Annotated in this window: 10 protein-coding genes; 8 read left to right on the forward strand and 2 right to left on the reverse strand. The window is 68.6% G+C overall.

All coding sequences use genetic code 11. The features are described 5' to 3' along the window. The 5 genes from VAE53_RS11625 to VAE53_RS11645 all read left to right on the forward strand — a co-directional run. On the forward strand, window positions 1-585 hold a 585-nt coding region (locus VAE53_RS11625; RefSeq protein ID WP_322819532.1), incomplete at its 5' end, for a HisA/HisF-related TIM barrel protein. Window positions 586-635: 50 nt separating this feature from the next. Continuing rightward, window positions 636-1424 (forward strand): imidazole glycerol phosphate synthase subunit HisF, encoded by a 789-nt coding sequence (gene hisF, locus VAE53_RS11630; protein WP_322819533.1) that lies wholly within the window; start codon window positions 636-638, stop codon window positions 1422-1424. Continuing rightward, window positions 1421-1768 carry a phosphoribosyl-AMP cyclohydrolase gene (gene hisI, locus VAE53_RS11635; protein ID WP_322819534.1) on the forward strand — a complete coding sequence of 116 codons (348 nt, stop codon included), beginning with the start codon at window positions 1421-1423 and terminating at the stop codon, window positions 1766-1768. Before hisF ends, hisI begins: the two co-directional genes overlap by 4 nt. A gap of 6 nt (window positions 1769-1774) precedes the next feature. Next, on the forward strand, window positions 1775-1996 hold the full coding sequence (locus tag VAE53_RS11640) for a DUF2905 domain-containing protein (RefSeq protein WP_322819535.1): 222 nt from the start codon (window positions 1775-1777) through the stop codon (window positions 1994-1996). A 9-nt stretch (window positions 1997-2005) separates the two neighbouring features. Further along, entirely contained in the window at window positions 2006-2737 is a 732-nt protein-coding gene (locus VAE53_RS11645; RefSeq protein ID WP_322819536.1) for a dihydrofolate reductase family protein, read from the forward strand. On the opposite strand, the gene VAE53_RS11650 is transcribed toward VAE53_RS11645, so the two are convergent. Continuing rightward, complete coding sequence (locus VAE53_RS11650; protein WP_322819537.1) at window positions 2734-3984, reverse strand: SLC13 family permease; 1251 nt, start codon at window positions 3982-3984, stop codon at window positions 2734-2736. The two genes, VAE53_RS11645 and VAE53_RS11650, sit on opposite strands and share 4 nt — an antisense overlap. 145 nt (window positions 3985-4129) lie before the next feature. Between VAE53_RS11650 and uvrA the strand changes: the two genes are divergently transcribed. Next, entirely contained in the window at window positions 4130-7276 is a 3147-nt protein-coding gene (gene uvrA, locus VAE53_RS11655) for an excinuclease ABC subunit UvrA (protein WP_322819538.1), read from the forward strand. 190 nt (window positions 7277-7466) lie between these two features. On the opposite strand, the gene VAE53_RS11660 is transcribed toward uvrA, so the two are convergent. Further along, on the reverse strand, window positions 7467-8396 hold the full coding sequence (locus VAE53_RS11660) for an alpha/beta hydrolase (protein ID WP_322819539.1): 930 nt from the start codon (window positions 8394-8396) through the stop codon (window positions 7467-7469). A gap of 116 nt (window positions 8397-8512) precedes the next feature. Here VAE53_RS11660 and VAE53_RS11665 point away from each other — a divergent pair, with 116 nt between their 5' ends. Together VAE53_RS11665 and VAE53_RS11670 are read left to right on the forward strand one after the other, a co-directional pair. Then, on the forward strand, window positions 8513-9502 hold the full coding sequence (locus tag VAE53_RS11665) for an oxidoreductase (protein WP_322819540.1): 990 nt from the start codon (window positions 8513-8515) through the stop codon (window positions 9500-9502). A gap of 51 nt (window positions 9503-9553) precedes the next feature. Further along, window positions 9554-10285 (forward strand): pyruvate kinase (locus VAE53_RS11670; protein WP_322819541.1); only part of this gene is annotated, 732 nt, incomplete at its 3' end.

Here is a 10285-nt window from a genome sequence, read left to right on the forward strand (position 1 = left end):
CGCCTCCACGTCGTCGACCTCGACGGCGCCCGCCTAGGCCACCCCGTCAACATCCAGACCATCGCTGCCATCTGCCAGGCCGTCACCATCCCCGTCGAAGTATCCGGCGGCATCCGCACCCTCGAGGCCATCGAAGCCGCCCTCGCCCGCGGCGCCGACCGCGTCCAGCTCGGTTCCATCGCCGTCAAAGACCCCGCCCTCACCCGAGCCGCCATCCAACGCTTCGGCCCCGCCATCGCCGTCAGCATCGACGCCCGCGACGGCTACGTCCGCACCGATGGGTGGCTACAAAGTAGCAACATCCTCGCCATCGACCTCGCCCAACAACTCGACGCCGCCGGCGTCCCCCGCATCATGTTCACCGATATCGCCCGCGACGGCACCCTCTCCGAGCCCAACTTCCAGGCCTACCGCCAACTCGTCGCCGCTGTTCGCTGCCCCGTCATCGCCTCCGGCGGCATCTCCACCATCGCCCACCTCCAAGAACTCGCCGCCATCGGCTGCGAAGGCGCCATCGTCGGCACCTCCCTCTACGAACGCCGCTTCACCCTCCGCCAAGCCCTCGAAGCCGTAGCCACGCCGTAGCAGCATATCGCCCGTCGACATCGCCCCACCTCAGACCCCACAATCGAACCATGCTCACCCGGCGCATCATCCCCTGCTTCGACGTCGACCGCGGCCGCGTCGTCAAAGGCGTCTCCTTCCTCCAGCTCCGCGACGCCGGCGACCCCGTCGAACTCGCCCGCCGCTACGAAGAAGAAGGCGCCGACGAACTCGTCTTCCTCGACATCACCGCCTCCGCCGAAGACCGTACCACCACCTACGACATGGTCGCCGCCACCGCCGAACAAGTCTTCATCCCCTTCACCGTCGGCGGCGGCATCCGCTCCACCGCCGATATGAAAATCATGCTCGAGCTCGGCGCCGAAAAAGTCAGCATCAATACCGCCGCACTCCAAGAACCGAACCTCATCGACGAAGGCGCCGACCGCTTCGGCAGCCAATGCATCGTCGTCGCCATCGATGCCCGCCGCGTCCAACACCGCCCCGCCCGCTGGGAGGTCTACTCCCATGGCGGGCGAATGCCCACCGGCCTCGATGCCGTCGAATGGGCCCGCGAAGCCACCCGCCGCGGCGCCGGCGAACTCCTCGTCACCAGCATGGATACCGATGGCCACCAACAGGGATACGACATCGAACTCCTTCGAGCCATCTCCCAGGCCGTCACCGTTCCCGTCATCGCCTCCGGCGGCGCCGGCGGCCCCGAGCACATGGCCGCAGCCCTCACCCAAGGCCACGCCGATGCCGTCCTCGCCGCCAGCATCTTCCACTTCGGCACGTACACCATTCGCCAAGTCAAAGAGTACCTCGCCGCGCGCGGCATCCCCGTCCGCCCTGTTCCCTCCCCGGAGCCCGTCCCATGAGCCAAGCCGACCGGCTCACCTTCGGCCCCGACGGCCTCGTGCCCGCCATCGTCCAGGACGCCGACACCGGAGAAGTGCTCATCCTCGCCTACATGAACGCCGAGGCCCTCCGCCTCACCCTCCAGACAGGCCTCGTCACCTTCTGGAGCCGCACCCGCCGCCGACTCTGGCAAAAAGGCGAAACCAGCGGCAACACCCTCGCCCTCGTCTCCATCCACAAAAACTGCGAAGCCAACTCCCTCCTCGTCCGCGCCCGCCCCACAGGGCCCGCCTGCCACACCGGCAACCCCACCTGCTACTACCGCCCCATCGACCCAACCACCGACATCCCTCCCTCCCCCTGACCCGCCATGGACACCCGCACCCTCGGCATCCTCATCGCCACCATCGGCCTCGCCCTCCTCGTCCTCGGCGCCCTCGTCGCAATCGGCGCCTTCTCCTGGTTCGGCCGGCTCCCCGGCGACATCCGCATCGAAACCGGCAACACCCGCGTCTACATCCCCATCACCACCATGGTCCTCCTCTCCATCGGCCTCTCCCTCCTCGCCGCCATCTTCCGACGATTCCAGTAACCTCCCCACATGCCCAAGCCCGACTACACCGCACTCGAATTTCCCCCACCGCCCGACCACCGGCCCTACGTCATCGTCAACATGGTCATGTCCGTCGACGGCAAAACCGTCGTCGAAGGAACCGAACAAGGCCTCGGCTCCAAAATCGACCAGCGGCTCATGCGCGAACTCCGCCTCCACGCCGATGTCGTCCTCAACGGCGCCAACACCCTACGCATCAGCGGCTCCTCCTCGCGCCTCGGCGACCCCATCCTCGAACAGATTCGCGCAGCCCGCGGCAAACCAGGCCTCCCCATCGCCGCCACCATCACCGCCACCGCCGACCTCCCCCTCGACCGCCCCTTCTTCACCGCGCGCGACTTCGACGCCGTCGTCTACGTCACCCGCGGAGCCCCGGCCCAACGCCTCGCCGCCCTCCGCGCCACCGGGCGCACCGTCGTCCTCCTCCCCAAACGCAACGACCTCGCCGCCATGCTCCACCACATGCGCCAAGAACTCGCCGCAGGCCTCCTCCTCTGCGAAGGCGGGCCCACCGTCAACGCCGGACTCTTCGCCCTCGACGCCGTCGACGAACTCTTCATCACCATCGGCCCCCGCATCGTCGCCGGCCGCGAAACCCTCACCCCCGTCGAAGGCGACCGGCCCTTCACCCGACGCACCATCAAACAACTCGAGCTCATCTCCGCCGTACCAAACGAAACCACCGGCGAGCTCTACTGCCGCTACCGCGTCCGCCGCTAACCGAATCCAACCGCCAGCGCACCCACCGCCACCGCCGCCGCCATCGCTGCCGCCGTTGGGACGAACGCCCTCCGCGCGTACTCGGACGGGCCAAACACCGCCCCATGCTGCCGCGCCAGGCTCAGCCAGAACACCGTGCTCAGCGACCCGACCACCGTAAAATTCGCCCCGATCGTCGCCCCAATGAGCGAGCCCACCACCAACCCCTCATGATCCCCCGGCCGCGCGCCAATCGTCGCCGCCAGGAGCAGCGCAGCGGGCCAATTGTTCATCACATTCGCCAGCGCCGCGGCCACCACCGCCGCTCCCGCCACCGTCACCAAAGCCGGGCGCGCCTCCAGCCAAACCAACGCCGCCGCCAGCCAGTCCAGCGTCCCACCTGCCACCACACTCTCGACCAGCAAGAGCAGCCCCACCACGAACAGCAACACCCCAGGCGCCACATGCCGCCGGTATCGCGCCCAATCGATCGGCCCCGTCGCGCGCGCCGCGGCCGCCATCGCCACCCCGCCCACCAGCGTCACCACCCCCAACGGCAAACCGAACACCCCAGCCGCCGCATAGCCCGCTGCCAGCCCAGCCACCACCGCCAGCGCCGGTCCGATAGCGCGGGCCGGGACCGAGCGGACATCCCCAGCCTCCTCCCCAGCGCTCCCCCGCGCCGCTCGCCACCAAGTCGCCACCCCCAAAGCCAGCACCCCTGCCACCGCCGCTGGCGTCACCACCCCCAAATACCACCCGAACCCCACCTCGAACCGCTCGAAAAACAGCAAGCCCACCGGGTTGCTCACCGGCAGCAGCAAGCTCGCCCCATCCGCCACGAACGTCGCCGCGAACGCCGAATCCGCCGTCGAACGCGCGCCAGCCGGGCCCGCCGCAAAAATCGCCGGCGTCAGCACCAGCGGAGTCGCATCGTTCGAAAGAATCGCCGTCACCACCGCCCCGACCCAGAGCACCAGCGCCACCCTCGCCCGCCCCGTCGGCCGCCCCGCCAACACCCACGCCACCCGCGCATAGAGCCCCGCTGCCTCCGCGCCGGCCGCCACCAACATCAGCCCCAGAAAAAACGCCACGATGTTCGTCCCATCCCCCACCACCTCCAGCCCGCCGCGCAGCCCCAGCGGCCCCAGCGCCCATCCCACCAGCCCCCCCGCCATCGCCACCTGCCAATCGCGCGCACCGAACGGCCGCACATAGAGCGCCGCGACCGTCGCCGCCAGCACCACCGCAAGCACTCCCGCCAGCACACGCGAAGCTTCCCACCCCCCAACCTTTCACGAAAACCGCCTACCCACCGCGGAACATTTGTTCGCAATCCGTGCTACCATCCCCATCGCCCAGCTCGCGCTACACTCCAAAGAGCGCGCTCATCCCCCGCCAGAAAGGCTGGCCGTGCCACTCGACCATATCATCGTCCGCGGCGCCCGCGAACATAACCTCAAGAACATCGACGTCCGCATCCCCCGCGACCGGCTCGTCGTCATCACCGGCCTCTCCGGCTCCGGAAAATCCTCCCTCGCCTTCGACACCATCTACGCCGAAGGCCAGCGCCGCTACGTCGAATCCCTCTCCGCCTACGCCCGCCAGTTCCTCGGCCTCATGGAAAAGCCCGAAGTCGACCACATCGATGGCCTTTCACCCGCCATCTCCATCGACCAAAAATCCACCTCCAACAACCCCCGCTCCACCGTCGGTACCGTCACCGAAATCTACGACTACATGCGCCTCCTCTGGGCGCGCGCCGGACGGCCACACTGCCCCACCTGCGGCCGCCCCATCGAACGCCAGACCGTCCAACAAATCGTCGATGCCACCCTCGCTTACCCCCCCGGCTCCCGCCTCCTCCTCCTCGCCCCCGTCACCCGCGCCAAAAAAGGCGAACACGCCGGCATCTTCGACGAAGCCCGTCGCGCCGGCTTCGTCCGCGTCCGTGTCGATGGCCAGGTCTACGACATCGAAGAACTCCCCACCCTCGACAAAAAAAAGCGCCACGACATCGACATCGTCGTCGACCGCCTCGTCGTCCCCGAGCCCGGCACCGACCCAGCCGCCACCAGCCGGATCGCCGACTCCGTCGAACAAGCACTCAAAATCGGCCAGGGCGTCATGATCGTCGCCCTCGCCGGAAGTGCGCCCACCGACACCACCCAACCCCCCGCCGAACGCATCTTCTCCGAACACTTCGCCTGCCCCTACGACGGCACCTCCATCGGCGAAATCGAACCCCGCACCTTCTCCTTCAACAGCCCCCACGGCGCCTGCCCCCGCTGCACCGGCCTCGGCGTCGAAATGCAGATCGACCCCGCCCTCGTCATCCCCGACCGCACCAAGTCCATCGCCCAAGGCGCCATCGAGCCCTGGTCCAAATCCCCCAGCGTCGCCGGCTGGTACCTCCGCCAACTCGAAGCCCTCGCCGAAGACCAAGGCTTCACCATCAACACCCCCATCGAGCAGCTCACCGAACCCCAGCTCCAGGCACTCCTCTACGGCACTGGCGACCGCCTCCTCCGCCTCCGCTTCACCAACCAGTACGGCCGAACACAGGTCTACGACACCCGCTACGAAGGCGTCATCCCCAACCTCCAACGCCGTTACCGCGAAACCGATTCCGACTACGTCCGTACCGAAATCGAAAAGTACATGGCCGCCATCCCCTGCCCCCAGTGCCGCGGCCGCCGCCTCCGCCCCGAAGCCCTCTCCGTCCTCATCGACGGCCGCCCCATCTCCGACGTCAGCGCCATGAGCATCGCCGAAGCCCGCGCCTGGTTCGACCGCCTCGCCAGCCCCGATACCCCCCTCTCACCGCGCGAACGAACCATCGCCACCCAGGTCCTCAAAGAAATCCGCTCCCGCCTCGAATTCCTCGTCGACGTCGGCCTCGATTACCTCACCCTCGACCGCGTCTCCGGCACCCTCTCCGGCGGCGAATCCCAGCGCATCCGGCTCGCCACCCAAATCGGCTCCGCCCTCATGGGCGTCCTCTACATCTGCGACGAACCCTCCATCGGCCTCCACCCCGTCGATGGCGACCGCCTCATCCGCACCCTCGAACGCCTCCGCGACCTCGGCAACACCGTGCTCGTCGTCGAACACGACGAAGCCATGATGCGCGCAGCCGACTGGATCATCGATATGGGCCCCGGTGCCGGCATCCACGGCGGTCGCGTCGTCGCCGAAGGCCCCCTCTCCGCCATCCTCCAAAGCCCCGACAGCATCACCGGCGCCTACCTCTCCGGCCGGCGCCAAATCCCCGTCCCCCGCCAGCGCCGCCAGGGAAACGGCAAACACATCCGCATCCGCGGCGCCCGCGAAAACAACCTCCGCAACATCACCGTCGAAATCCCCCTCGGCAAGCTCGTCGCCGTCACCGGCGTCTCCGGCTCCGGCAAATCGTCGCTCATCACCGACATCCTCGTGCCCCGCGCCCTCCAGGTCCTCCACGGCGCCCGCCAGCGCCCCGGCGCCCACGACGCCATCGAAGGACTCGAGCACATCGACAAAATCGTCGATATCGACCAGTCCCCCATCGGCCGCACCCCCCGCTCCAACCCCGCCACCTACACCGGCGCCTTCACCCTCATCCGCGAACTCTTCGCCTCCGTCCCCGAAGCCCGCGCCCGCGGCTACAAAGCCGGCCGCTTCTCCTTCAACGTCAAAGGCGGCCGCTGCGAAGAGTGCGCCGGCGATGGCTACAAACTCGTCGAAATGCAATTCCTCCCCGACGTCACCGTCCCCTGCGAAGCCTGCCACGGCAAACGCTACAACCGCGAAGCCCTCGAAATCACCTTCCGCGGAAAAAACATCGCCGAAGTCCTCGACATGACCGTCTCCGAAGCCGTCGAATTCTTCGAACGCTTCCCCCGCATCCGCCGCATCCTCGATACCCTCGAAGCCACCGGCCTCGGCTACATCAAAATCGGCCAGCCCGCCACCACCCTCTCCGGCGGCGAAGCCCAGCGCATCAAGCTCGCCAGCGAGCTCTCCCGCCGCTCCACCGGTCGCACCCTCTACGTCCTCGACGAACCCACCACCGGCCTCGCCTTCCAGGACGTCGCCCACCTCCTCGACGTCCTCCATCGCCTCGTCGATGCCGGCAACACCGTCATCGTCATCGAACACCACCTCGACGTCATCAAATCCGCCGACCACCTCATCGACCTCGGCCCACTCGGAGGCGACCGCGGCGGCCAGGTCGTCGCCACCGGAACCCCCGAAGAAGTCGCCCTCCACCAAACCAGCCTCACGGGCCGCTACCTGCGCCCCATCCTCGAAGCCGCCGGCACCCTCGGCCCTCCCCCCACAACCCCCAGAACCCGCCGCGCAAGCCCCAACGGCCACACCGCCGCCCCCGCCAACCCGCCCGACGGCGCCGCAGACGTCGCCGACCGCGCCGCCGCTGCCGCCGCCCGCATCGACGCCCGCGCCACCCGCGAAGCAGCGCCCCAACCCGCGCCAGAGCGGGCCCCCGCCAAGCCGAAAGCCGCCCGCCGCGAGTCCGCCTCCGAGCGCGAACTGCGGCAAGCGCGCGGCGACGACTGACCATCCCCCTTCCCCATCACCCCACCCACCCCCATCGCCCCGACGCCAGCCACCCGAAATACACATCCACCGAAAAGCGCGCCCCCACGCCCACCGCTCGCCATCGCCCGCTCGACCGGCCCTTGCCGCCTGGGCGAAAGCGGGAGCCAGCCAGGCCTCGCGCCCTACCGCGCCAATCCCGGTCGCCGCCCTACCCTCGCCTCCAACTCGCCAGCAAATCCCCGCACCACGCCACGATCGCCGAGTTCAAAACCGGTGCCGCCTCCCACTGCACGAAGTGCCCACAATCCCGCAACAAAAACGGCCCCACCAGATTCGGAAACACCACCGCCGCCATCCGATCGAAATCCGGATAGATCACGTGGTCGCTCGGCCCGAAAAGCACCATCGTCGGCGTCCCGTTCGGACAGGCCATCGTCGAAGGCTCGCTCCGCGCTGCCTCGCTGAACGCAGCCTCGTACGCCCCGAAGCTCGCGCGCAACTTCGCACCATCCGCGAACGGCTCCGACATGAACTCCACCGCCTCCGGTGCGAACGCCCCCGGATGGGCCCAGAATCGCGACGTATAGAACGTCGCCACATACCGCCGCCGCATCTCCCCAGTCGCCAGCTCCGCAGCCAGCCCATCCGCATCCCTCCCCTGCCGCACATAGTAGTCCGATGCCTCGCGCGGCGGCCGCGTACGCATCCCCGCCATCCGCTCCCGGTCGTACGGCAGCGGCGAATTGAACACCACCATCCGCTCCACAAAACCAGGAAACCGCAACGAGAGGTCCTGGATCACCGGCCCACCCAAATCCCCGCCCACCGCCACCACCCGCTCGTGCCCCAGCGCCTCCCTCACCAGCGCGTACAAGTCCCGCGCATGCGACGGCACATCGTGGAAGCCATCCGGGCCCACCTCCGAATCGCCGAACCCCCGCAAATCCGGCGCAATCACCTCGAAGCCAGCCGCCGCAAGCTCCCCGATATTCCGCCACCAGATACGCTTCGTCTCCGGCCATCCGTGCACCAGCAAAAGCGGCACCCCGCCCACCCCCTCCCGAACGAACGCCTGTCGAAACCCCCGCACCGACGTCCACTCCACCCGGAACCGGTCGCCTCGCAGCGCCTCGCTCATCCGCGAATCCCCCAGCTTCGAACTCCCGCCCAGTCTACCCCATCCCCCCATCCCCCCTTGCAGCTCCCCATCCCACCCCGCACCCTAGCCCCACACCCCACTCCCGGAGTCCACCCATGAGCTACCGCGCGCTTGTCGTCGACCGGCAAAACGACACCTTCACCGTCACCGTCCGCGACCTCCCCGAATCCGACCTCCCCCCCGGCGACGTCACCATCCGCGTCCACTGGAGCTCCATCAACTACAAAGACGGCCTCGCCCTCTCCCCGACGGGCCGCATCATCCGCACCTTCCCCATGGTCCCCGGTGTCGACCTCGCCGGTGTCGTCCTCGAGTCCAAAGACAACCGCTTCGCCCGCGGGCAGGAAGTCATCGTCACCGGCTACGACGTCGGCGTCAGCCACCCCGGCGGCTTCGCCGAGCTCGCCCGCGTACCCGCCGACTGGGTCATGCCCCTCCCCAGCGGCCTCACCCTCAAAGAAGCAATGGCCATCGGCACCGCCGGCTTCACCGCCGCCCTCTCCCTCGAAGCACTCGAGCACAACGGTCTCCGCCCCCAAAACGGCACCGTCATCGTCACCGGAGCAACCGGTGGCGTCGGCTCGACCGCCGTCGCCATGCTCGCCCAAGCCGGCTACACCGTCGCCGCCAGCACCGGCAAAACCTCCGAGCACGCCTACCTCCGCCAACTCGGCGCCACCGAAATCCTCTCCCGCGAAGAAGTCAGCGCCGAAAGCACCCGCCCCCTCGAATCCGAGCGCTGGGCCGGCGCCGTCGATCCCGTCGGCGGCCCCACCACCGCCTACCTCATCCGCACCATGAAATACGGCGCCAGCATCGCCCTCAGCGGCCTCACCGGCGGCAACACCATCGCCACCACCGTCTACCCCTTCATCCTCCGCAACGTGAACCTCCTCGGCATCGACTCCGTCTACACCCCCATGGAGCGGCGCACCAAAACCTGGCAGCGCCTCGCCACCGACCTCAAACCCCGCGGCCTGCTCGACTCCATCGCCGTCGAAACCGACCTCGAAGGAGTCCCCACCGTCTGCGCCGATATCCTCCAAGGCAAAGTCCGCGGCCGCACCCTCGTCCGCCTCGCCTGACACCCCAAAACGTTAACTGGCCGTTCGCCCCCGTCCCGTATCCTCGCCACCATGGAGCGAGCCGCTATCCTCACGCGCCTGGAGGAACTCCAGGCGCTTTCGCTCCGAGCGGCCGCAGCCGTGCTGCCATCCCTCCAGGGAGACGCAGCCATCAGCGCCGCCAACCTCCTCGCCTACCGTGCTCTCCGTAGCTGCGACATCTCCGACCTCCAAGTCGCCCTCGCCGACCTCGGCCTCAGCTCACTCGGCCGCCTCGAACCGAACGTCCTCGATTCCCTCGAACAGGTGCGCGCCTGGCTAAGCGGCGCAGCGCCGCGCACCTTCGGACCCACCCGCGACCAGGCCCTCCGCCTCCAAGAGGCGCGCACCGTCCGCCTCTTCGGCCGCCCCCGCCCGGACCGCACCACCCGCATCATGGTCACCCTCGACCACACCACCCCCGACCCCGTGTCCCACTGCATCGAACTCCTCCGCGCCGGCATGGACGTCGCCCGCATCAACGCCGCCCACGGCCACCCCGCCGATTGGCAGGCACTCGCCCAAGCCGTTCGGGACGCCGAAGTCCACCTCGAGCGTCAGGGCACACCACCGCCAAGGCGCTGTCGCATCCTCTTCGACCTCTCCGGCCCGCGCCTCCGAATCGGTGACTTCCCCGGCGAACTCCCCCTCGGCGCAGGCGACCGCATCCGCCTCCTCCGCTCCGCAGCACCGCTCCAGAGTCCGCCCCAAGGGCAACCACCCGAGCTCCCCTGCAGCCACCCCGAAGCCCTCCAGACCATCGCC

Source organism: Tepidiforma sp., from assembly GCF_034432735.1.
In the GTDB taxonomy this organism is placed as follows: Bacteria; Chloroflexota; Dehalococcoidia; order Tepidiformales; family Tepidiformaceae; genus Tepidiforma.

Coding starts and splice junctions, on each gene's coding strand:
- hisF (WP_322819533.1), top strand. CDS start 636: ATGCTCACCCGGCGCATCATCCCCTGCTTCGACGTCGACCGCGGCCGC.
- hisI (WP_322819534.1), top strand. CDS start 1,421: ATGAGCCAAGCCGACCGGCTCACCTTCGGCCCCGACGGCCTCGTGCCC.
- VAE53_RS11640 (WP_322819535.1), top strand. CDS start 1,775: ATGGACACCCGCACCCTCGGCATCCTCATCGCCACCATCGGCCTCGCC.
- VAE53_RS11645 (WP_322819536.1), top strand. CDS start 2,006: ATGCCCAAGCCCGACTACACCGCACTCGAATTTCCCCCACCGCCCGAC.
- VAE53_RS11660 (WP_322819539.1), bottom strand. CDS start 8,396: ATGAGCGAGGCGCTGCGAGGCGACCGGTTCCGGGTGGAGTGGACGTCG.
- VAE53_RS11665 (WP_322819540.1), top strand. CDS start 8,513: ATGAGCTACCGCGCGCTTGTCGTCGACCGGCAAAACGACACCTTCACC.